At 67.9% G+C, this 22088-nt stretch carries 24 protein-coding genes; 14 read left to right on the top strand and 10 right to left on the bottom strand.

The annotated features are described in order from the left end of the window. The first annotated feature begins 336 nt into the window (after positions 1–336). Positions 337–2088: an excinuclease ABC subunit C gene (locus tag ACSG06_RS02100; RefSeq protein ID WP_440988606.1), complete on the top strand. Its 1752-nt coding sequence runs from the start codon at positions 337–339 to the stop codon at positions 2086–2088. On the opposite strand, the gene ACSG06_RS02095 is transcribed toward ACSG06_RS02100, so the two are convergent. The 3 genes from ACSG06_RS02095 to uvrB form a co-directional block, all read right to left on the bottom strand. Then, positions 2085–2279 carry a hypothetical protein gene (locus ACSG06_RS02095; protein ID WP_440988605.1) on the bottom strand — a complete coding sequence of 65 codons (195 nt, stop codon included), beginning with the start codon at positions 2277–2279 and terminating at the stop codon, positions 2085–2087. The genes ACSG06_RS02100 and ACSG06_RS02095 overlap by 4 nt on opposite strands. Beyond that, a complete protein-coding gene (locus tag ACSG06_RS02090; protein ID WP_440988604.1) occupies positions 2261–2752 on the bottom strand; it encodes a DUF4013 domain-containing protein in 492 nt (163 codons plus the stop codon). Before ACSG06_RS02090 ends, ACSG06_RS02095 begins: the two co-directional genes overlap by 19 nt. An 80-nt stretch (positions 2753–2832) precedes the next feature. Next, a complete protein-coding gene (gene uvrB, locus ACSG06_RS02085; RefSeq protein WP_440988603.1) occupies positions 2833–4902 on the bottom strand; it encodes an excinuclease ABC subunit UvrB in 2070 nt (689 codons plus the stop codon). A 179-nt stretch (positions 4903–5081) separates the two neighbouring features. On the opposite strand from uvrB, the gene serS reads away from it, so the two are divergent. Continuing rightward, positions 5082–6458 carry a serine--tRNA ligase gene (serS, locus tag ACSG06_RS02080; protein WP_440988602.1) on the top strand — a complete coding sequence of 459 codons (1377 nt, stop codon included), beginning with the start codon at positions 5082–5084 and terminating at the stop codon, positions 6456–6458. A gap of 61 nt (positions 6459–6519) precedes the next feature. Then, complete coding sequence (locus ACSG06_RS02075) at positions 6520–6759, top strand: SHOCT domain-containing protein (protein ID WP_440988601.1); 240 nt, start codon at positions 6520–6522, stop codon at positions 6757–6759. Between the two features lies 1 nt (position 6760). Here the strand turns inward: ACSG06_RS02075 and ACSG06_RS02070 are convergent, their stop codons facing one another. Continuing rightward, positions 6761–7114 carry a nuclear transport factor 2 family protein gene (locus tag ACSG06_RS02070; RefSeq protein WP_440988600.1) on the bottom strand — a complete coding sequence of 118 codons (354 nt, stop codon included), beginning with the start codon at positions 7112–7114 and terminating at the stop codon, positions 6761–6763. Positions 7115–7182: 68 nt separating this feature from the next. Further along, positions 7183–8061: a redoxin domain-containing protein gene (locus tag ACSG06_RS02065; RefSeq protein ID WP_440988599.1), complete on the bottom strand. Its 879-nt coding sequence runs from the start codon at positions 8059–8061 to the stop codon at positions 7183–7185. A gap of 110 nt (positions 8062–8171) precedes the next feature. On the opposite strand from ACSG06_RS02065, the gene ACSG06_RS02060 reads away from it, so the two are divergent. From ACSG06_RS02060 to ACSG06_RS02045, 4 genes are all read left to right on the top strand, one after another. After that, positions 8172–9941: a Rieske 2Fe-2S domain-containing protein gene (locus ACSG06_RS02060; RefSeq protein ID WP_440988598.1), complete on the top strand. Its 1770-nt coding sequence runs from the start codon at positions 8172–8174 to the stop codon at positions 9939–9941. Positions 9942–10015: 74 nt separating this feature from the next. Then, positions 10016–10432, top strand: coding sequence for a hypothetical protein (locus ACSG06_RS02055; protein WP_440988597.1), 417 nt, complete (start codon positions 10016–10018; stop codon positions 10430–10432). A gap of 36 nt (positions 10433–10468) precedes the next feature. Further along, positions 10469–10966 carry a DUF367 family protein gene (locus ACSG06_RS02050; protein ID WP_440988596.1) on the top strand — a complete coding sequence of 166 codons (498 nt, stop codon included), beginning with the start codon at positions 10469–10471 and terminating at the stop codon, positions 10964–10966. A 486-nt stretch (positions 10967–11452) separates the two neighbouring features. Beyond that, positions 11453–11602, top strand: coding sequence for a 50S ribosomal protein L40e (locus ACSG06_RS02045; protein ID WP_256296093.1), 150 nt, complete (start codon positions 11453–11455; stop codon positions 11600–11602). Positions 11603–11656: 54 nt separating this feature from the next. Here the strand turns inward: ACSG06_RS02045 and ACSG06_RS02040 are convergent, their stop codons facing one another. Beyond that, positions 11657–12274: an MBL fold metallo-hydrolase gene (locus tag ACSG06_RS02040; protein ID WP_440988595.1), complete on the bottom strand. Its 618-nt coding sequence runs from the start codon at positions 12272–12274 to the stop codon at positions 11657–11659. Positions 12275–12419: 145 nt separating this feature from the next. Here ACSG06_RS02040 and ACSG06_RS02035 point away from each other — a divergent pair, with 145 nt between their 5' ends. Genes ACSG06_RS02035 through ACSG06_RS02025 form a run of 3 tightly spaced genes read left to right on the top strand, consistent with a single transcriptional unit; the run spans position 12420 to position 13812 of the window. After that, complete coding sequence (locus ACSG06_RS02035) at positions 12420–12596, top strand: DUF5786 family protein (protein WP_440988594.1); 177 nt, start codon at positions 12420–12422, stop codon at positions 12594–12596. 4 nt (positions 12597–12600) lie between these two features. Beyond that, on the top strand, positions 12601–13155 hold the full coding sequence (locus ACSG06_RS02030; protein WP_440988593.1) for an endonuclease dU: 555 nt from the start codon (positions 12601–12603) through the stop codon (positions 13153–13155). A gap of 57 nt (positions 13156–13212) precedes the next feature. Continuing rightward, a complete protein-coding gene (locus tag ACSG06_RS02025) occupies positions 13213–13812 on the top strand; it encodes a uracil-DNA glycosylase (RefSeq protein WP_440988592.1) in 600 nt (199 codons plus the stop codon). Here the strand turns inward: ACSG06_RS02025 and ACSG06_RS02020 are convergent. The 3 genes from ACSG06_RS02020 to ACSG06_RS02010 are packed head-to-tail and all read right to left on the bottom strand — an operon-like array spanning position 13809 to position 16576. Continuing rightward, positions 13809–14852, bottom strand: a complete 1044-nt coding sequence (locus tag ACSG06_RS02020; protein ID WP_440988591.1) for a PhnE/PtxC family ABC transporter permease — start codon at positions 14850–14852, stop codon at positions 13809–13811. The genes ACSG06_RS02025 and ACSG06_RS02020 overlap by 4 nt on opposite strands. 1 nt (position 14853) lies before the next feature. Then, positions 14854–15609, bottom strand: a complete 756-nt coding sequence (gene phnC / locus ACSG06_RS02015) for a phosphonate ABC transporter ATP-binding protein (RefSeq protein ID WP_440988590.1) — start codon at positions 15607–15609, stop codon at positions 14854–14856. Positions 15610–15646: 37 nt separating this feature from the next. Beyond that, complete coding sequence (locus tag ACSG06_RS02010; RefSeq protein ID WP_440988589.1) at positions 15647–16576, bottom strand: PhnD/SsuA/transferrin family substrate-binding protein; 930 nt, start codon at positions 16574–16576, stop codon at positions 15647–15649. A gap of 362 nt (positions 16577–16938) precedes the next feature. On the opposite strand from ACSG06_RS02010, the gene hisH reads away from it, so the two are divergent. The 3 genes from hisH (at position 16939) to ACSG06_RS01995 (ending at position 20971) form a co-directional block, all read left to right on the top strand. Further along, a complete protein-coding gene (gene hisH, locus ACSG06_RS02005; protein WP_440988588.1) occupies positions 16939–17601 on the top strand; it encodes an imidazole glycerol phosphate synthase subunit HisH in 663 nt (220 codons plus the stop codon). 179 nt (positions 17602–17780) lie between these two features. Next, positions 17781–18512: a PPC domain-containing protein gene (locus ACSG06_RS02000; protein ID WP_440988587.1), complete on the top strand. Its 732-nt coding sequence runs from the start codon at positions 17781–17783 to the stop codon at positions 18510–18512. Between the two features lie 224 nt (positions 18513–18736). Beyond that, complete coding sequence (locus tag ACSG06_RS01995) at positions 18737–20971, top strand: PPC domain-containing protein (protein ID WP_440988586.1); 2235 nt, start codon at positions 18737–18739, stop codon at positions 20969–20971. On the opposite strand, the gene ACSG06_RS01990 is transcribed toward ACSG06_RS01995, so the two are convergent. Further along, positions 20968–21288: a hypothetical protein gene (locus ACSG06_RS01990; protein WP_440990285.1), complete on the bottom strand. Its 321-nt coding sequence runs from the start codon at positions 21286–21288 to the stop codon at positions 20968–20970. The two genes, ACSG06_RS01995 and ACSG06_RS01990, sit on opposite strands and share 4 nt — an antisense overlap. A gap of 161 nt (positions 21289–21449) precedes the next feature. Here ACSG06_RS01990 and ACSG06_RS01985 point away from each other — a divergent pair, with 161 nt between their 5' ends. Beyond that, complete coding sequence (locus ACSG06_RS01985) at positions 21450–22031, top strand: twin-arginine translocation signal domain-containing protein (RefSeq protein ID WP_440988585.1); 582 nt, start codon at positions 21450–21452, stop codon at positions 22029–22031. The last annotated feature ends 57 nt before the right edge of the window (positions 22032–22088 follow it).

Below are 22088 nucleotides of genomic sequence, written 5' to 3'. Positions count from 1 at the left end.
CGACGGAGGAGTCTCGCCAGGCCGTTCGCCGACACTCGCGCGAGGGGCGAGGAGCGCAGGGAGCGCTAGCGACTGAGCACCGCAGTCGGCTGGGGAGGCACGAGGTGGGGTGCGGAGCTGTCGGGTGGGAATGAAAGGGGCTGCCTGCTCGACGAACCCCGACGACGCAAGGACCGCAGGAACGAGGACCGCAGCGAGGCGCGGGAGTCGAGCAGGCAGGGGCTTTCTGGCTGTTATCGGTTCCAGTAAGTCCTCGGACCTACCTGAACTCTCAGCCAACTCGATTCTTCAGACGTAACCCCCATGCCGTCGCGCGCCCAAGTCCAGTCAGAACCGATGGACGCCGAAACCGTCCGGAACTTCGCGAGCGACCTCCCCACCGACCCGGGAGTCTACCAGTTCTTCGAGGGCGACACGGTGCTGTACGTCGGGAAGGCGGTGGACCTGCGCTCTCGCGTCCGGTCGTACGCGGACCCGCGGTCGGCCCGGATCGCGGGCATGGTCGAGCGGGCGGACGACCTCGACGTCGCGGTCACGGACACGGAGACGCAGGCGCTGCTGCTGGAGGCGAACCTCATCAAGCGCCACCAGCCGCGGTACAACGTGCGGCTGAAGGACGACAAGTCGTATCCCCTGGTCCAGCTGACCGACCACGAGTTCCCCCGCATCGAGGTGACGCGGGACCCGAACGAGGGCGCGACCGTCTTCGGGCCGTACACGAGCATGGGCACCGTCGAGACGGTGGTGAAGGCGCTCCGGGAGACGTTCGGCGTGCGGGGCTGCTCGGACCACAAGTTCGCCGGACGGGAGCGACCCTGCCTCGACTACGAGATGGGGCTCTGCACCGCGCCGTGTACGGACGAGATTGCGCGGGAGGACTACATCGCCGACGTCGACTCGGTGACGCAGTTCTTCGCCGGGGAGACCGGCGTGCTCGCCGACCCGCTTCGGCGGGAGATGGAGGCGGCCGCCGAATCGCAGTCGTTCGAGCGCGCGGCGAACCTGCGGGACCGCCTGGCAGTCGTCGAGTCGTTCCACGGGAGCGGCGGCGAGGCGGTCAGCGGCCGGGACGAGTACGAGCGCTCGGTCGACGTGCTCGGGGTGGCACTGCGGGGCGACGACGCGACGGTGGCGCGGCTCCACGCCGAGGGCGGCCAGCTCGTGGAACGGGACCGGCACTCGATGGCCGTGCCGACGGGGACCGACCGCGAGTCGGGCGACGCCGTGCCCGCCGTGCTCGCCGCGTTCCTCGTGCAGTACTACGCGGAGCGGTCGCTGCCCGACGCCATCCTGCTGCCCGAGCACCACGGCGACGCGGAGGTGACGGCGTGGCTCGACGCTGCCGACGTGGCGGTCCGGGTACCGGGCGCGGGCCGGGAGGCGAAGCTGATCGAGCTGGCGTTGAAGAACGCCCGCCGCAACGTCGGCCGACGGGACGAGTCCGCCGCGCTCGCGGACGAACTCGGGCTCGGCCGCATCTCGCGCATCGAGGGGTTCGACGTGAGCCACGCGCAGGGGAGAGCCGTCGTCGGCTCGAACGTCTGCTTCGTCGACGGGAGCGCCGAGAAGTCGGACTACCGCCGGAAGAAGCTCGACGAGACGAACGACGACTACGCGAACATGGCCGCCCTGATCCGGTGGCGGGCCGAGCGCGCGCTCGCGGGGCGGGACGACCGTCCGGACCCGGACCTCCTGCTCATCGACGGCGGCGAGGGGCAGCTCGCCGCGGCGACCGACGCGCTCGAAGCGACCGGCTGGGACGTGCCCGCCGTGGCACTGGCGAAGGCCGAGGAACTCGTCATCACGCCCGAGCGCACCCACGACTGGGACGACGACGCGGCCCAGCTCCACCTGCTCCAGCGGGTGCGGGACGAGGCCCACCGCTTCGCCGTGCAGTACCACCAGACGATCCGTGACGACGTGTCGACCGTGCTCGACGACGTGCCCGGCATCGGGCCGGCGACGCGCCGCCGGCTGCTCGGCCGGTTCGGCAGCGTCGAGAACGTCCGCGAGGCGAGTGCGGCGGAGCTCCTGGCGGTCGAGGGCGTCGGCGAGAAGACCGCCGAACAGTTGCGTCGGCGGCTCTAGTACGCGTCCCCTGCTCGGGGGTCGCTGTGGCCCGGCTGGCAGGTCCCGGTCGTCGCGATGTCGCGGGCGACGGTGCCGAGGTAGTGGAAGATGCCCGCCTGCATGATGAACGCGAGCGGGAAGCCGACGAGCAGGAACATCAGCGGGAAGATGACGAGGAACGCCAGGAAGTTCACGATGGCCGCGACCACCAGCGCGACGAAGTAGTCGCGACGCCGACGAGTGCGGCCGGCATCACGTAGTACGCGAGCATGAGGAGGAGGAACGCCAGCCCGCCGAGGACGAGCATGACGATGAGACCGATGCCACCACCGGCGGCGGCGCCACCTTCACCGGCGGCGCTCCCGGCTGCCGCCCCGAAGGAGAACACGAAGAAGCCGAGGAAGAGCACCCCGAACAGGAGCATCACCGGTATCAGCGTGTAGACGAGCGTCACGCCGAACATGTACGCGCCGTCCTTCAGCAGCACCTCCCAGTCGTCGAACTCGGGTGGGTTCGGGTCGTTCCGGGCGCCGGCCCGCATCGACTGGAGGCTGTACCCGTTCACGATGAGCTGCGGGAGCAGCGGGATGATGGCCGAGGCGAGCAGCAGACCGCCACCGATGATGGCCCGCATCATCCCGTCCTCTCCTCTGGTCGGGAACTTCAGTGAATCCACTACCATGGGTCGAAGTAAAGCGGCCGGCTAAAAAATGTTCGGACATCGAAACGACGAACGAAAGGTTCGGGCGGCCGGTCGACGGCTCAAAAGTCGGGGTCGGCCTCGGGTTCGATGGTGCCGTCGTCGGGGTCCGAGAGCGCCTCGAACTCCTGGCGCAGGTCGCGGATGCGGTCGCGGATGTCGGCCGCGAGCTCGAACTCGAGGTTGTTCGCGGCCTCCTGCATCCGCTCTTCCAGCCGCTGGATGCGCGCGGCGGCTGCCTCGGCGTCCTCCGGGGCGTCGTCGCTCGTCAGTCCGCCCGTGTCGGTCTCCGCGCCGGGCAGGCTCGTCTCGCCGACGTCCTTCTCGATGGTCGTCGGGGTGAAGCCGTGTTCCTCGTTGTACTGCTGCTGGATGCGCCGGCGGCGCTGGGTCTCCTCGATGGCGGCGTCCATCGCGTCGCTGCGGTCGTCGGCGTACAGGACGACCTCGCCGTTGACGTTCCGGGCGGCCCGGCCCATCGTCTGGACGAGCATCGTCTCCGACCGGAGGAACCCCTCCTGGTCGGCGTCGAGGATGGCGACGAGGCTGACCTCGGGGATGTCCAGTCCCTCACGGAGCAGGTTGATGCCGACGAGCACGTCGATGTCGCCGAGCCTGAGCGCGCGGACCAGCTCGTGGCGCTCCAGCGTGTCCGTCTCGTCGTGCATGTACGCCACGTCGACGCCCGACTCCTCGAGGAACTCCGTGAGGTCCTCGGCCATGCGCTTCGTGAGGGTGGTCACGAGCACGCGTTCGTCCTGCTCGACGCGCTCGTCGATGCGGTCCATCAGGTCGTCGACCTGCCCCGTCGCGGGCGCGACCTCGACCGCCGGGTCCACGAGGTGGGTCGGGCGGACGATCTGCTCCGCGACGTTGTCGCTGTGCTCGCGCTCGTAGTCGCCGGGGGTCGCCGAGACGTACAGCCGCTTGTCGGTCTTCTCGAAGAACTCCTCGTAGGTCAGCGGGCGGTTGTCGTACGCCGTCGGCAGTCTGAAGCCGTTCTCGACCAGCGAGTCCTTCCGTGACTTGTCGCCGGCGAACTGGCCCTTGATCTGGGGGAGCGTCTGGTGTGACTCGTCGATGACACAGAGGAAGTCGTCGGGGAAGTAGTCGAGCAGCGTGTACGGCGCCTCGCCCGATTCCCGGTCCGAGAGGTACAGCGAGTAGTTCTCGATGCCCGAGCAGTAGCCCGTCTCCTGCATCATCTCCAGGTCGAACGTCGTGCGCTCCTCGATGCGCTGGGCCGCGACCGCGTCGCCCTTGCGCTCGAAGTAGCGCACCCGGTCGGCCATGTCCGACTCGATCTCCGCCATCGCCCGTTCGAGGCGCTCCTCCGGGATGGAGTAGTGCTCCGCCGGGTGGACGAGCACGGCCGGCTCCTCGCTCACGACCTCGCCCTGCATCGGGTCCATCTTCACCATGCGGTCGATCTCGTCGCCCCACAGCTCGACGCGGACGGCGTACCGCCAGTACATCGGGTAGATCTCGACGGTGTCGCCGCGCACCCGGAACGTGCCCTGCGTGAAGTCCACGTCGTTGCGCTCGTAGTTCAGGTCGACCAGCCGGGCGAGCAGCTCGTCGCGGCCCACCTGCTCGCCGACCTCCAGCCGCATCGCCATGTCGACGTAGTTCGTCGGGTCACCCAGCCCGTAGATGGCCGAGACCGAGGCGACGACGATGACGTCGTCACGGGTGAGCAGCGAGCGCGTGGCGGAGTGCCGGAGCCGGTCGATCTCGTCGTTGATGGAGGCGTCCTTGTCGATGAAGGTGTCCGTCTGCTCGACGTACGCCTCCGGCTGGTAGTAGTCGTAGTAGCTGACGAAGTACTCGACGGCGTTGTCCGGGAACAGCTCCCGGAACTCCTCGTAGAGCTGTGCCGCCAGCGTCTTGTTGTGCGCGATGACCAGCGTCGGCTCCTGTATCTCCTCGACGGTCCAGGACACCGTGTTGGTCTTGCCCGACCCGGTCACCCCGAGCAGCGTCTGCTCCGTCGCGCCCGACTCGAAGTCCGCGACCAGCGACTCGATGGCCTCGGGCTGGTCGCCCGCCGGCTCGAACGGCGCGTCCACCCGGAACGGCGTCTGGGCGTCCGGACGGTCGGGAGAGAGGGGGCCGGAGTTGGCGTCGCTCATCTTGGACACCCTATGCGAGCCAGCACAAAGAGTCGTGCGTTCGCGGACGGCCGGCGTCCCCGCCGACCATCGAGCCGCCCGAAACGACGACGCGACGACAGGAGCACACCGAGAGCGATTGACACGCCGCACCACACATCCGATACGGTTTTCCCCGACCCACAGCAACCACCTTGCAAATGCTCGACCGCCGATACCTCCGGGAGAACCCCGAGGCCGTCCGCGAGAGCCTCGACAACCGGGGCTACGACGTGGACCTCGACGAGATCCTGGAACTGGACGCGGAGTGGCGCGAACTGAAAGCCCGAGGCGACGACCTCCGACACGAACGCAACGAGGTCAGCAAGCAGATCGGGCAGCTCAAACAGGACGGAAAGGACGAGGAAGCGCAGGAGGCCATCGAGCGCTCGGGCGAACTCAAGGACGAACTCGCCGAGGTCGAAGAGCGTACCGACGAGCTGGAGGACGAACTCCACGAGGCGATGCTCGAACTCCCGCAGGTCCCCCACGAGAGCGTCCCCGTCGGCGACGAAGAGGCCGACAACGTCGAGGTCGAGCGCTGGGGCTTCGACGACCTGCGCGACCTGCCCGACGAGGTCACCCCGCACTACGACCTCGGCGAGGAGCTCGACATCATCGACGAGGCCCGCGGCGCGAAGACCACCGGCGCCGGCTTCTACTTCCTCAAGGGCGACGGCGCACGGCTCGAACACGCACTCATCCAGTTCATGCTGGACGTCCACCGCGAGCAGGAGTACGTCGACGTGTTCCCGCCGGTCCCCGTGAAGTCGACCTCGATGCGCGGCACCGGTCAGCTCCCGAAGTTCAACGAGGACGCCTACCGTATCGGCGGCGACGAGTTCGACGAGTACGACGACGACGACCTCTGGCTCTGCCCCACCGCGGAGGTGCCGGTGACGAACATGTACCGCGACGACATCCTCCTCCGGGAGGACCTCCCGCTGAAGCATCAGGCGTACACCCCGAACTTCCGGCGCGAGGCCGGCGAACACGGCACCGAGACCCGCGGCATCGTCCGCGTCCACCAGTTCAACAAGGTCGAGCTGGTCAACTTCGTCGAACCCGAGGAGAGCTACGACCGCCTCGACGCGCTCGTCGAGGAGGCTGCCGAGGTGCTCGAACGGCTCGGGCTCCCCTACCGCGTGCTCGACCTCTGTACCGGCGACCTCACGTTCGCCAGCGCGAAGACGTACGACCTCGAGGTCTGGGCCCCCGGCACCGACAGCGACGACGCCCCCGAGGGCATGGGCGGCCGCTGGCTGGAGGTCTCCAGCGCCTCGAACTTTGAGGAGTTCCAGGCGCGCCGGGCGGGCATCCGCTACCGGCCCGAGCACCACGAGAGCGCGGAGTACCTCCACACGCTGAACGCCTCCGGCACCGCCGTCGGCCGCGTGATGGTCGCCATCCTCGAGTACTACCAGAACGAGGACGGCACCGTCGACGTCCCCGAACCCCTCCAGCCCTACCTGGGCGGCACCGAGGTCATCGAGGGCCACGAGAAGGTCGGCGAGAGCGCGCTCGGCACCGACGAGTAACCCCGAACCGGCGCCACGCCGCCCGCGAAACGCTTTTTCCGCGTGCGGACCTGGCTACCGTATGCTCCCGCCCGCGTTCTTCGGCGGCGTCGGTGCCCCCGAGATCGTCATCATCCTGTTCGTCTTCTCCCTCCCGGTCGCGCTGGTGCTGCTGGCCGGCGTCGTCCACGCCGCCCGCTCACAGCAGTCCAGCACGGACCGGGCGCTCGAGGAACTGCGCATCGCCTACGCCCGCGGCGAGGTCGACGACGACGAGTTCGAGCGCCGGAAACGGAAGCTCCAGTCCGAGGCACAGGACTGACTCAGCGTGTGTACGTCTCGACGCGCTCGATGCGGCCCGCCGAGAGCGTGAACGCGTCGACGAACCGGAGCAGCACCTCGTCGCCCTCGCACACCCGACCGCGGACCAGGACGGTTGGTTCGTCGTCCCCGCTCTCGCCACCTGCAGCGTCGCGCCGGAACCGACCCCGGAGCTCGTGGTTCGTCTCGGACGACGGCCGGTCGTCGCGCATGAACCGGACGAACGAGTCACGGTCCTCGAACGTACGGTCCGGTCGGTGCTGGACGAACGACGGCGAGAGCACCGACCGGAGCGCCGCGTAGTCGTGGTCGTCGAGCGCGCGGTAGTACGTCGCGACCGGGTCGTCGGGGGCCATACCCCGGCTTCGGTCGCCCGCCACAGAAAGCCAGTGGTCGGCGACGGCACGCGAACGCCGACCCCGGGCTACTCCCCGGGGAACAGCGTCGATGGTTTCGGCAGCTCGTCACCCGTGCTGGCGGCCTCGTGTGGGCTCTCCGCGTCCGCACGGTACTCGTCGCCCATCGCCTCGTCGCCGTCGGCGTAGTGCTCTGCCGAGCGGGCGTACCAGCGGGCCGCCTGCCGGTAGTCGTCGGCGCGGTCGCCGGCGTCCTGGCACGCGCGTCCGACGCGATCGGACTCCGCGAAGCGTTCGGCCGAGCGGAGGCTCTCGCCCGCCGCGTCGAAGTACGCGACCGCCTCGTCGAAGTGCTCGACCGCCCCGAGCCACGCCCCGACCTCGTACTCGCTCCAGGCGGTCTCGAACCGTTCGCGGCCGGCTCCGAGGTGCTCGTGTCCACGGGCGTACCGCTGGACCGCGGTCCTGTCGTCACGCACGTCGTCGATGGCGGCCCGGACCTCCCCCACGTCCGGCAGGACGGTCTGGTCGTCGGCCGACCAGGCGTAGCGCACCCGCTGGCGCTCGTCGACGACGAACACCGAGCGCTTCGGGACGTTCCGGTGCCCGCGCCAGTCGGGCATGCAGACGCCGTACTCGGCGGCGACCTCGCCCGCACTGTCGGCCAGCAGCGGGTAGGTGATGTCGTACTCCTCCGCGAAACGCCGGTGGCTGTACATCGAGTCCCCGGAGATGCCGAAGAGGGTCACGTCCGCGTCGAGATTCAGCAGGTCCATGTCCTGGAGTGTACAGAGCTCGTCGGTGCAGGTCGGGCTGAAATCGGCCGGGTAGAAGGCGATGACGACGAGGTCCTCGCGGAGCGCGTCCGCGAGCGAGTACTCGTCGAACTCGCCACCCTCGACGCCGGGAAGGGAGAAGTTCGGGGCTTCTGAGCCGACGGAAAGCATGCGCCACTCTATCGGCCCCGTGGACTTAACCGTGGTTGCCAGTCCATGGTATCGACGGTGCGACCCGGCCGCCAGCCAACGGTTTTCACGCTGGCGTGCCAACTCCACGCATGGCAACCACTGACGACGGTTTCGTGCGGGTCGGCACGCTCGCGGCTCTCCGGGACGAGGGTCGACAGCTCGTCACCGAGGACGGGCACGCCATCGCGCTGTTCCACCACGAGGGCGAGGTCCGGGCGGTGGACAACCGCTGCCCCCACATGGGGTTCCCGCTCGTCGAGGGCACCGTCGACGAGGGCGTCCTCACCTGTCACTGGCACCACGCCCGGTTCGAACTCGGCTGCGGCGACACGTTCGACCCCTGGGCCGACGACGTCGCGACGTACCCCGTGGAGGTGCGCGACGGCGACGTGTTCGTCCGCCCGCAGCCACGACGTGACGCGCCGCCGGCCGAGCACTGGCGCAGCCGCCTCCAGACCGGGCTCGAGGAGAACCTGCGGCTCGTCGTCGCCAAGGCCGTCGTCGGCCTGGCGGATGCCGGAGTCGACCGGACCGACGTACTCGACCGCGGGGTCCGGTTCGGCACGCAGTACCGCGAGGGCGGCTGGTCGTCCGGGCTGACCATCCTCGCCGCGATGGCCAACGTCGCTCCCGAACTCGACCCCGACGACCGCAAGCGGGCGATGTACACCGGGCTCCGACACGTCGCCGCGGACTGTGCCGGCGAGCCGCCGCGGTTCGCCCAGCCGCCGTTCGAACGCGCGGACGTGGACCCCGACCGGCTCGCGTCCTGGTTCCGCGAGAACGTCGAGGTGCGCGACGAGGACGGTGCGGAGCGGGTGCTCCGGACCGCCGTCGCCGCCTGCGACCGCGACGCCGTCGAGCGGATGCTCTACGCGGCGGCGACCGACCACCGGTACCTCGACACCGGCCACAGCTTCGACTTCGTGAACAAGGCCATCGAGACCCTCGACCACGTCGGCTGGGAGCACGCGGACGATACGCTCGCGAGCCTGGTCCCGTCGCTGACCGACGCCGAACGCAGCGAGGAGCTCTCCTCGTGGCGGCAGCCCGTCGACCTCGCGGGGCTGGTCGCGGACGTCACCGCGGAACTGGACGAGCTCGTGGCACAGGGCGCGGACGAGTCGTGGACCGAACCCGACGGGTTCCGCGAGCTGCTGCTCTCGGACGACCCACACGCCATCGTGGACGGCATCCGCGACGCCATCGCGGAGGGCGCGACGCCGGAGCAGCTCGCGAGCGCGGTCGCCGCCGCGGCCGCGACCCGCGTCGCTCAGTTCGGGACGAGCAACGAGTTCTCCGACTGGAACACGGTACATCACACGTTCACCTACGCGAACGCGGTCCACCAGGCGACCCGGCGCGTCGACGACCCGGTGCTCTATCGAGGGGTGCTCGACGGCGCGGTGAACGTCTACCTCGACCGGTTCCTCAACACGCCCCCGGCACCGATTCCGGAGCCCGGCGAGACGGCGCGCGAACCCGACGACATCCTCGACGACCTCGACGGGACGTTCGACGCCGAGGGTCGGGTGAACGAGGCCGGCCGACTCGTCGGCGAGTTCCTCGATGCGGGCGGTGAGCCGTCCACCCTGAAGCGACGGCTCGGCCACGCCTTGCTCCGCGAGGACGCGGGGTTCCACACGCTCCAGGCGCTCGAGGCCGGCTTCCGGCAGTTCGACTGCGCGACCGCCGAGCGAGATCAGCGGGTCGCGATGGTCGCCGTCGCGCGCTATCTGGCGGCGCACTTCCCGACGCGCCGGGAGGCCGAGCAGACGTTCACCATCGCGTCGCGGCTGCTTCGGGGCGAAGCTGTCCATGAAGCGGGCGAGGCCGACGACAGCGAGGCCGACGACTGAGCGCAGCGAGGGAGTCGGCCTCGTCACTGACCGCTCTCGGAGCCTTTTACCCCTCGCAGCCCCTGCCTCCGGGCATGGTACGGTTCCGACTCGACGGCGTCCACGGCGGCTGGGAAGCCGCGGTGACCGGCCCCTCCGACCACGTGGAGTTCACCGTCGAGACCGACGGCAGCACGGTCTACCAGGGCTACGGCTCCATCCACGCCCTGCTGCGGCTCTACGACCTCGCGCGGCTGGAGCGGACGGTCCACCCGCAGTTCCTCGGCTACGACGTGGCGGAGCGCGACGGCACCGTGCTCGTCGACCTCCAGATGGGTCACGTGGAGACGAGCTACGACGAGCTCCAGGCCGCGATGGAGCCGTTCCTCGCCGAGCTGTTCGAGTCGATGGACGGGCAGACCGTCGGCGAGCGCGCCGACCACATCGCGACGATGCAGGAGCGAGAGCTGACGCTGGTCGACGTCGACGCGCTGTACGACCAGCTGGTGTAGCGTGGCGCTTTTGCCCGTCGCCGGGGTACAGCAGGTGTGAAGCTCCACGTCCGGTACGAGGGCGACGACGACCCCGACAAGTGCACGGCCCGGAAGCTCGCCAAGTTCGACCTCGCCGAGCTGCATCGCTCGAACCGGGCGACGCCGTACGGCCTGGTGCTGGACCCCCACGCGGAGCAGGCGCTCTCGCCGGCCGACGACCCCGACGCGCTCGTCGCGCTCGACTGCTCGTGGGAGAGCGCGGACGTGGACGCGTTCGACCTCCGCGGCGAGCACCGGGCGCTCCCGTTCCTCGTCGCCGCCAACCCGGTGAACTTCGGAAAGCCGTTCGCGCTCACGACCGTCGAGGCGCTGGCCGCCGCGCTGTGCATCCTCGGCGAGCGCGACCACGCCGAGCGCATCCTCGCGAAGTTCACCTGGGGCGAGACGTTCCTCGAACTCAACGACGAGCCGCTGCGGCGCTACGCGGACTGTGCCGACTCCACCGAGGTCGTCGCGGTCCAGGACGACTACCTCGCCGACGAGTCGGCGTAGCGAACAGACGGCACGCTTCCCTGGCACGGGGGTGTGCCGTGCTCCCGCCTCGGCCCCCGCGCGACCGCTCTCAGGTCACGGCTGGTCTGGTCCCGGCTTCGTATTTGAAGGGTGGCCTCGATGGCGACTGGATTTCCACTACTGGCGCGCGGCTGGCGAGTGGGCCGAACGAAGTGAGGGCCGCGAGCCGGCGCTCGTGCGAGGGATGAGCGAGGGAGCCTGCGACCGAGCGAAGAGGCTGGGGAGGTGTGAGGTGCGGTCCGGTCGTGGTGGGCGGGACTGAAAGGGGCTGCCTGCTCGACGAACTCGGACGAAGCAAGGACCGCAACGGAGTGAGGACCGCAGCGAGTCCCGGGAGTCGAGCAGGCAGGGGCTTTCTGGCTGTTGTTGTCACCAGTACCCCAAGTCCAGGTGGACCAAAAATCCCGAAGCACTCACGAACGCACTCGGAAACGCTTTTACCCGCAGCACGGTGTAGGAAGGAGTATGGCACGATTCGAGGCTGCGGAGAAGCGGTCGCTCGAGAAGATGATCTGCATGCGCTGCAACGCGCGGAACCCGAAGCGAGCGGAGAAGTGCCGCAAGTGCGGCTACAAGAAGCTCCGCCCGAAGGCGAAGGAAGCGCGCGCGGCGTAATCGCGGTCATCTTTCTCGTCTCACTCGCGCGGGAAGTGGCGACGCTGGCCGGTCTCAGGCCTCGTCGGGGTACTTCGGCTCGCGTCTCTCCGCCCGTTCGAGCGCCGTCTCGACCACGTCGCGGACGTCGCCGTGGAACTCGTCGCCGTGGCCGGCGTACATGTGCTCGACGGTGTCGGGCAGCCGCTCGAGCAGGGTGCGGATGCTCTCGATGAGCCGCTCGCGGGACTGTCCGGCCATGTCGGTGCGGCCGAAGCTGCCGTAGTCGAACGCGCCGTCGTCGTGGACGACGACATCGCCGCTGAACAGGCTGGTGTCGCTGACGAGAGAGACGTGGTCGGCGGCGTGACCGGGCGTGTAGACGACCTCGAAGCGCTCGTCGCCGAGGAGGAGGTCGTCGCCGTCGGTGATGCCGTGGGTGCGCCGCGGGTGGTCACCGTAGGCGTAGCAGTCGGGGTCGTCGAACGCGTCGAGTACCGCGTCGAGCTGGGCGACGTGGTCGCCGTGCTGGTGGGTGAGGACGACCGCGTCGACGTGGTCGGTGTGCTCGCGGACGACGTCGACGACGCCGTCCATCGCGCCGGCGTCGACGAGGACCGTGCGGTCGCCGACGGCGAGGTAGGCGTTGCAGGTGAACGTCTCCGCGTCGGCAGTGACGTTGTGGACTTCCATACACCGGCGTATGGCAGCAGCGCTTAAGTGCTGACTGGAGCCTGCAACAGCCTCCCGAAACGTTTCCATTGACGATAGCCGAACGTGACAAAAACGCGGCTGCTGCCGTGATTTTTTTGAGTCCTCCACGATTATTGTACAGTGTATGGGTTTCGGGAGCTACGACGAATCGGAACAGGACAATCAGAGCATCGACACAGAACTCGACGAAGAGTCGGTCGATTCGCGCGAGACCGACCACCAGGGCCGAGTCGAGTTCGAGAACGGGGCGACCAACGACGAACTCATCGACCGACTGAAGGACATCAAAGACGACGACTGAGGCGATGAAAGCCGGCGTTCGAGCGGTCGGCATCGCCGAGTCCACGCAGGGGGACGTGAGCACGCTCGCCGGCGTCGTCGTCAGGGCTGATCGCACCGTCGATGGACTCTCTTTTGGGACGTGTACGGTCGGCGGGAGCGACGCGACCGACGCCGTCGTCCAGACGTACGAGCGCCTCGCCCGCGAAGACGTGCGCTACGTCCTCCTCGCCGGCATCGCGCTGGCGTGGTACAACGTCGTCGACCTCCACGCGGTCCACGAGGCGGTCGACCGGCCCGTCCTCTCGGTCACGTTCGAGGCGAGCCCGGGGCTCGAACCCGCCATCGAGGAGGCGTTCGAGGGTGCGGAGCGCGAGCGGCGGCTCGAAACCTACCGCCGCCAGCCGCCACGGACGCCCGTCGAGGTCAACGGCGAGACGGTGTACGTCCGCACGGTCGGCCTCGACGACGGCGAGGCACGCGACGTCGTCCGCGCGTTCACCCCCGAAGGCGGCCGGCCGGAGCCGCTGCGTGTCGCCCGGTTCGCGGCACGGGCCGGCGACGCCCTCCGGCGGGAGTGACGGAGCGGCCGGTGCCAGAGCGTAGCGGTTAGGTGGCCCGCCCACGCGGTGAATCGTATGGAGACCATGGACGGACTGGAGGTCCACGACTGCGAGCGCTGCCCGGCGCTCTGTGAGTCCCGGAGCCGGATCGTCAACGGCGTCGGGCCCGCCGACGCCGACGTGCTGTTCGTCGGCGAGGCGCCCGGCGCGAACGAGGACGAACAGGGCGAGCCCTTCGTCGGGCGCTCCGGCGACGTGCTCACAGAGACGCTCCGCGAGGTCGGCCTCGACCGCGAGACGGTCCGCATCACCAACTGCGTGCGCTGCCGACCCCCGGACAACCGCGACCCCCACGCCGAGGAGCTCGAGAACTGCCGTCCGTACCTCGACCGCGAGATCGACCTCGTCGACCCCGCGGTGCTCGTGACGCTCGGGAAGGTGCCCGCCGAACACCTGCTCGGGCGCTCCGTCGCGGTGACGAAGGAGGCCGGCGAGCTGACCGACGTCCGCATCGAGGGCGAGCCACGGCGGCTGCTCGTCTGCGTACACCCGGCGGCGACGCTGTACGACCCGAGCCAGAAGGAGACGTTCCGCTCGGCGCTGGAGAGTGCTGCCGAACTGGTCGGTGGCCGCGAGAAAGGGAGCGACGGGCAGTCCCGTCTCGGAGAGTTCTAGTCGTTCTTCGGGTTCTCGGTACCCATCCACTTGCCGGCGTCACCGAGTCCCCGGATGATGTCGAGGAGGCTCCGACCATTGTCTTCGCCCGGCCGTAGCCGCGAGCGGATCCGCGAGGAGATCATCTCGACGCTCAGCACGATGGCGATGACGACCAGGATACCGGCCGCCGCCTGCGGGTACGCACTCGGCGTCCCGAACGCACCGAGTCGGATCTTCGCGTCGATGTACCGACCGATACCACCGACGCCGATGACACCGAGCCCGATGGCGATGCGAGTGTTGATTTCGAGGACGTACAGCGTCCACGCGACGTAGCCGTTGTACACCTGACTGAGCATCCCGAAGAGGATCGTCTGCGGACCAGAAGCACCGGTCGAGCGGACCGCTTCGATGGGGCCGTCCTCGACCTCCTCCAGCTCGTCGGTCAGCAGTCGGCCGAGGTTCCCGATGGTGTCGGTCCCGATGGCGAGCACGCCCGTCACCGGCCCGAAGCCGGTCAGCGGGACGAAGATGAGTCCCCAGATGAGCGCCGGGACGGCGCGGATGGTGCTCATGATGCCTCGGAAGATGAAGTTGAACGGGAACGGGACGACACGCTCGGAGCCGAGGATACCGAGCGCGAGCGCGAGGGGGAAGCCGAGCACCGTCCCGAGGAAGCCCATGACCACGGTGATGAACGCCGCGCTGACGAGGACACTCGCGGAGCCGAGCTGGGCGTCCAGGACGGTGGAGACGAACCACTGCGGGTGCAGGAGCGTCGCGACGATCGCGTCCAGACCGTCGATCCCCTGTGCCTTCGTCTGGTTCGTCAGGTCCACGAAGTCCGGGGGGAAGAAGCCGCCGAGGAACGTGAACCAGCCCGGGAGGTTCCGGTAGAGGGCACCGACGGTCAGTTCAACGAACCACAGCCCCGCGAACGTGAGTCCGAGCAGTACGACGAGGCCAGTCAGGTAGAGGAGCTGGCGGGTGCGGGACGCTCGATTGAGCTGGTTGAGCTTCTCTCCAACCCGGTCATCTGTTGAGTCTTCTGTCGCCATGTTAGATGTGCTGGATTCCTTCGTCGCTCTCTGCTGTCTCCTCACCGTAGTAGATGCGGTCGACGACGTCCATCGTCAGCTCCTCGCGGTCGCCGTCGAAGATGAGTTCGCCGTCGTGGAGCCCGATGAAGCGGTCGCCGAACTCGCGGGCGATGTTGACCTGGTGGAGGCTCACGATGGAGGTGAGGTTCCGGTCGACGGCCGCACGACGCATGTACTCCATGACGTCCTGTGCGGCCTTCGGGTCGAGACTGGCGACCGGCTCGTCGGCGAGCAGCAGTTCGGGGTCCTGCGTCAGCGCGCGGGCGATGCCGACACGCTGCTGTTGACCGCCGCTCATGCTGCTCGCGCGCTGGTCGGCCTCCTCGAGCAGGCCGACGGTGTCGAGCGCCTCGAGCGCCATCTCCTTGTCCTCCCGGTCGAACCGGTTGAGCAGGCTCTCACCGGTCGAAGACCGGCTGAGTGCACCGGAGAGGGTGTTCTTGTACGCGCTCAGACCTTCGACGAGATAGTGCATCTGGAACACCATACCGACGTCGCTCGTCGGCATCGAACCTGACGGGCGGTCGTTGAACTCGACGCTCCCCTCAGTCGGTTGCGTGAGACCGTTCAGAATCCTGAGCAGCGTAGACTTCCCAGCACCGGAGGGTCCGAGCAGAACGACGAACTCGCCGTCCGAGATCTCGAACGAGATGTCGTCGAGTGCGACGGTGTCGCCGTAGACTTTCGATACGTTGTTGACGGAAATCGTTGCCATTGTGCGGTACTAAAACGGGATTGGCTGTCGGGCGGTTCTATCCGAAGATCTCTTCGCCGTAGCCGAGGTTCTCGGCCGTGTCGATGACCGGCTGGTACGTGTCGATGTCGGTCCGGCGCACGTCGTCGAACCAGACGTCGTCGTCGTTGCCCTCGGTGCCATCTGCACCGTAGTACATCGTGTCGGGTGCTTCGGTGAACGCCGTGATAATCTTCTCCTTCTCGCTGTCGCTGAGCTCCGGCGAGGCCACGATGGGCGCCCGCGGGATGCCGCTCCGTTCGGCGACGACCTGGAGTTTGTCCTCGTTCGCGAAGTAGGCGAAGTCGCCGACGCCGGCCGCGTCGACCTGCTCGTTCGCCGCCGCGTTCGAGGCCTCGATGTGGGTCGACCACTGCGGGTTGAAGTCGGCACCCTCGGGGCTCCCGGGCTCATCGGGGAGCGAGAGGTCCGTGTCCTCCTTGATCATCGCGAGCGGGTAGAGCGAGCCACTCGCGCTCAGCGGGTCAGCGAAGGCGACGTCCTTGCCCTCGAGGTCTGCGGGTTCGGTGATGTCCGAGCCTTGCGGCGCGACGATGAAGCTGGAGTACTCCCAGCCACCGTAGGCGTAGCGTTGCAGGATGAGGTCCACCTTACCGGAGTTGACGCCGAGCGCTGCCGCGAACGGCCCGGTTTCGGCGACGTCGGCGGTCCCGCTGTTGAGACCCTCGAGCGTCGCGCCGTAGTTGGCGGCGTAGCGCATCTCGAGGTCGTCCTCGCTGATCGGGTCGATGTGACTGACGAGCCGTTCGCCGATCGGACTGTACTGGTCCCGCATCTGGTCCTGCGGCTCTGTCGGGGACATGAGGAACGTCAGTGTTCCGTCCACGTACGGGTCGCCCCCGAACGAACCGATACAACCAGCGGTACCCACCATCCCAGCCGTGGTCGCTGCGCCAGCGGCCTTGAGGAAGTTGCGTCGACTTTCCATAGCGAATCAATTCATAGTTCTTGATGTCGCTATTAAAAGTTCCTAATCTATCTACATAGACCTCCATAGGACGCAGTCTGAACGGTCAGAGACGCCACGGCCCGGAATCCCACCACGTCGATGGCGAACCCTCCGGCGGTTTCTTCGGTCCTGTCGACGACGGACTATCGATACCCGACTGGCGGCCCCGGCCACACGTACGCGTCACGGCGGAGAACCGCGTGCGCTATGTAGACATGGCACCGGTTTTCTGGCAGCGCTGCGTCGAAAAAACAGCGCCATCGACTGTCGAACGGAACGTCGCCGAGGCGAGCGTGACCGGAACGGAAACGCACTTGCGCGGCGGCGGGAAAACGGAGAGTATGAGCACGCAGTCGCGGTCACGCGAGCAGGAGACGCTCGCGGACGTCGTCGTGGTGGACTACGGGCTGGGGAACCTCCGGAGCGTCTCCCGTGGACTCGAACGGGCCGGGGCGTCGGTCAGCATCGACAGCGACCCCGAGGCGTTCGCCGAGGCGGACGGCGTCGTCCTCCCGGGCGTCGGCGCGTTCGGCGAGGGGATGGAGAACGCCGAGTCGGTGCGGGACGCACTGGTCGACGTCGCCGAGTCGGACACGCCGCTCTTCGGCATCTGCCTCGGGATGCAGATGCTGCTGACCGAGAGCGAGGAGGCCGAACGCGAGGGCCAGGGCGACGTGAAGGGGCTGGACCTCATTCCCGGCCGGAACGTCCGCTTCGAGGCGGGCCAGACGGTCCCCCACATGGGCTGGAACGACCTCTCGGTGCAGCGCAAGCACCCGCTCGTCGAGGGTGTCGACGGGCGCTACGCCTACTTCGTCCACTCCTACTACGCGGTTCCGGACGACGAGCACGCGGTCGTCGCGACGACCGACTACGGGGGCTCGTTCCCGGCCATCGTCGCCAACGACGACGGCACCGTCTTCGGTACCCAGTTCCACCCCGAGAAGTCCGGCGAGACCGGACTCACCATCCTGCGGAACTTCGTCGACCTCTGTGCGGAGTGACGGCGGCCGGAGGATACTCAGGCGAGAACCGAGACCGCCCCAGTTTTCACACGGGAGGAAGCCAAAAGAATAATCACGGAGAAAGAGTCATCTGAGTAACAATGTCTCTCGACGACACGCGACGCCGATCGTTCCTGGCGGCAGGGGCGGCGGTGCTCAGTGGTGGACTGGCAGGTTGCATGGGAACGCTCGAAAGCCTCACGGGTGGCGGCGGTGTCAGCCTCCCGGTCGACGGCAGTCCCGAGCACATCGACTACGGCGCGAGCGTCTCCGGTCGTCTCACGACCGACTCGCCGTCCGACCCGGAGTACGAGGGCCACTACGAACCGTACACGTTCCGGGGCTCCGCGGGCGACATCGTCCGCATCCGACTGCGCTCGAGTACCGGCGACCCCTACCTGTTCCTCATCGACGACGAGGGGACCCTGCTCGCCGCGAACGACGACGACTCCATGAGCTTCAACTCTGCCATCAGCGGGTTCGAGCTCCCAGAGGACGGCGGGTACGGCATCCTCGCCGGCAGCTGGTCCAACACGGTCGGCTTCGGCTACGAGCTCAGCCTGTCGAAGGTGGAGGCGGACATCGACTCCATCGCCGTCGGCGAGACCAGGACCAGCACGCTCGACTCGACAGACCCCCGGAGCAACCGGTTCAACGGCTACCACGAGCGCGTGACCCTCGACGCCGACACCGGGACCACCGTGGACATCGCGATGCGGTCCTCGGGCGACACCTACCTCTACCTGCTCGACCCGAGCGGCAGCGTCGTCGCCCAGAACGACGACTACGACGGCCTCAACTCGCGGATCAGGAACGTCACCCTCTCCGCCAGTGGCGAGTACACCATCATCGCCACCAGCTTCTCGCCGGGGGCGACGTTCGTCTACGACCTCACCGTCCAGGAGGTGTAGTGACGAACCGCGGGAGATCGCGTACATTCGATGTCGAGTTCTCGATATTTTTCCACCCGATTAGGGCCGATGGCGATTTCCATCGGATTCAGCTCGCCGCACAGAACCGCCAGTAAGCGGGGCGTGACGCCGATACGCCGCCGAGATACGTCAGCAGTACGCCCATATTACGACGAATCATCTACCAAAAGAATAATCACCGGAAAACATTCATCTGTTTAGTAATGTCTCTCGAAGACAAACGACGCCGGTCGTTCCTGCTGGCCGGTGCGACAGCCTTGACCGGCGGACTCGCCGGTTGTACAGGACTACTCGAAGAATCAGAACTGGAGGACGGCGACGAGAACGGGACCGCCACCTCGACGCCGACGGCGGCTCCGACGGCGACCCCCGAACCCATCGACCTTCCCGTCGAGGGCGAGGCGACGCGCATCGAGTACGGTGCGAGCGTCTCCGGCGAGCTCACGGGCAGCGCTCCCTCCGACCCCCAGTTCGAGGGGTACTACCAGCCGTACACGTTCGTCGGCTCGGCCGGCGACGTCGTCCAGATCTCGATGACCTCCCCTGGCGGCGACCCGTACCTCTTCCTGCTCGACGAGCAGGGGAACGTCCTCGAGGAGAACGACGACGCAGACGGCCTCAACTCCGCGATCAGCGGGTTCGAGCTCCCGTCCGACGGCGGCTACGTCATCCTCGCCGGGAGCTTCGACGACACCGTCGACTTCGAGTACGAACTCTCTCTCACCCAGGTGCAGAGCGACCTTCGGTCCATCGCCGTCGGCGAGACCCTGACGGGGACCATCGACAGCAGCGACCCGCAGAGCAGCCGGTTCAACGGCTACCACGAACCGGTCAGCCTCGAGGTCGGCAGCGAGATGTCGGTGAACATCTCGATGTCCTCCGCAGACGGGGACACCTATCTCTACGTCCTCGACCCGGACGACAACGTCATCGCCCAGAACGACGACTTCAGCGGCCTCAACTCGTTCATCCTCAATCTCGCGCTTCCCGAGGCTGGCGAGTACACCATCGTCGCGACCAGCTTCGACCCGAACGCGACCTTCACCTACGAGCTCTCCGTCTCCGACGCCACCGCGACGCGGTCCATCTCGGTCGGCGAGACGCTGCAGGGCGAGCTCAGCACCGACGACGCCCATAACCCCTCGCTCAACGGCTACTACGACTTCGTCGACCTCGACGTCGCCGGAGACGTCACGGTCGACATCGAGATGAGCTCGGCCGACGGCGACACCCTCCTCGCCGTCCTCGACGCGGACAGCAACGTCGTCGCTGTCAACGACGACGCGGGCACCAGCCTCGACTCGCGTATCTCGCGGCTCTTCGTCGGCGCGAACAGCGACTACACCATCCTCGCCACCAGCTTCAGTGTCGATGCGACGTTCTCCTACGAGCTCTCGGTCACCGAGAGCGAGCCGCTGCCGGACCTGCGCTCCATCTCCATCGGGCAGACGCGCACCGGCGGTGTCGACCGGAACGACCCCAACGAGTCCCGGTTCAACGGCTACTACGAACCGGTGACGTTCGAGGGGAGCGCCGGCCAGTACGTCGACATCGAGATGACGTCCGAGCGTGGCGACACCTACCTCTACCTGCTCGATACGGACGGACAGGTCGTCGCCGAGAACGACGACACCGCCGCGAGCCTCAACTCGCGCGTCGAGTACCAGCTGACCGAGACCGGCGAGTACACCATCATCGCCACCAGCTACGACACGGAGGCCACGTTCATGTACGAGCTCACCGTCCGTGAGGGGAGCGCCCCCATCGACCTGCGTTCGATCTCCGTCGGCGAGCAGCGGACCGGCGAGCTCGACAACGGCGACCCCAACGAGGACCGGTTCAACGGCTACTACGAGCCCGTCACGCTCCAGGCCGACGCCGGCCAGTTCCTCGAGATCGAGATGACCTCCGAGCAGGGCGACACCTACCTCTACCTGCTCGACCCCGATGGGAACGTCGTCGCACAGAACGACGACTACGAGGGCTTCAACTCCCTCATCGAGTACGAGACGTCGCAGTCGGGCGAGTTCACCATCATCGCCACCAGCTTCACCTCGGGCGCGCTGTTCGAGTACGAGCTCTCGGTCCTCGCGGGGGCGGCTCCCACGGACCTGCGCTCCATCTCGGTCGGCCAGACCCGCACCGGTGAGCTCGACCCCAGCGACCCGCAGAGCTCCGCGTTCAACGGCTACTACGAGCCCGTCTCGCTGTCCGTCGACAGCACGACGACGGTCAACATCGAGATGAACTCCGACGGCGACACGTACCTCTTCCTGCTCGACGCGAACGACCAGATCATCGCGGAGAACGACGACTACAACGGCCTCAACGCCGCGATCACCGGCCTCACGCTGGACGCCGGCGACTACACCATCATCGCCACCAGCTTCAGCTCGCGGGCCACCTTCGAGTACGAGCTCTCGGTCTACACGGCCTAGAGGAACTCCCGCACCTCGGAGTACCACATGTCGTGGTGGTCCACCGCGCCGACCCGCTCGGCGATGGGGACCGCCAGGGCGTGCCAGCACAGTTCGGTCGGGTCGTCCGGGTCGAGGTTGTACTCGGCGTCCTTGCACGTGCAGCCGCCGTCCTCGACGATGTACTCGTCCTCGTAGCCGACGACGACGGTGAAGTCCCGGTACCGCTTCACGCGCGCTTCAGAAACAGCTTCGATGGCGTGCTTGCCGCGGTCGCCGTGGACGGCCATGATCTTCTCGACGGCGTCCGGCGTCAGCTCGCCAGCGTCCTCCAGCATCGCCTGCCACTCCGCGACCGCCCGCTCGCGCGCCTCGTCGGTCACGCGAGCCACCCGGCGACGATGCCCCCAATCACTGTGCCGTCGTTCGGTCCGGGGTGTGAAAACAGTTCGGTCCAGTCACCCAAAGGCACTTGCCGTGTATCACCGTTGGTCGGCGTATGCCCTCCAGACGGCAGTTCCTCGGCGCGACAGCGACGGCCGCCGCCGTCGGCGGAGCCGGCTGTCTCGGCGACCTCGACGCGGGTGACGGGAGCGAACCGACGACGCTCGACGCGGGTGAACGGGCTCGCGGGGAAGCCGACCCGATTGACACCGAGCGCGCGGTCGACGACCCGGACCTGGAGTACGTCGAGTCGAACGATACGGTGCGGTATCCGGAGGAGATGTCCGGCGAGACGGTCGTCGAGTACGGGACCATCGACATCGGGGAGTTCCTGCGACTCGAGGCCGAGACCGCGGCCGAGCTGGCGGTGAACACGACGTTCCAGCCGCCGTTGCCCGACCGCGAGTACATCGAGGTCGCCACGGTCCGGGAGGACGGGTCGACCCGGGTCGTCGTCCAGTGGATCACCGCGCTCGACGGGTCCGACGAGGTCGTCGGCGAGCCCGACATCGGCCTCGCGACGCTGGTCGACGAGCTGCCGCGTACGATCGCGGCCACCGCCGAGTTCGCCGGCGAGACGGCCACACACGAGTTCCCGGTGTTCGCCCGGCACGTCGCCGGCGACGCGGGCTGGTGACCGCCGGACCCGCACCGTCGGGACCGACCACATCGCATCCCTTTTCGCCCACCGCCC

The organism is Haloarchaeobius baliensis (genome assembly GCF_052060055.1).
GTDB classification, from domain to species: domain Archaea; phylum Halobacteriota; class Halobacteria; order Halobacteriales; family Natrialbaceae; genus Haloarchaeobius; species Haloarchaeobius baliensis.
The sequence above is the reverse complement of the archived record's forward strand: the minus strand, read 5'-3'. Positions and strand labels throughout refer to the sequence as shown.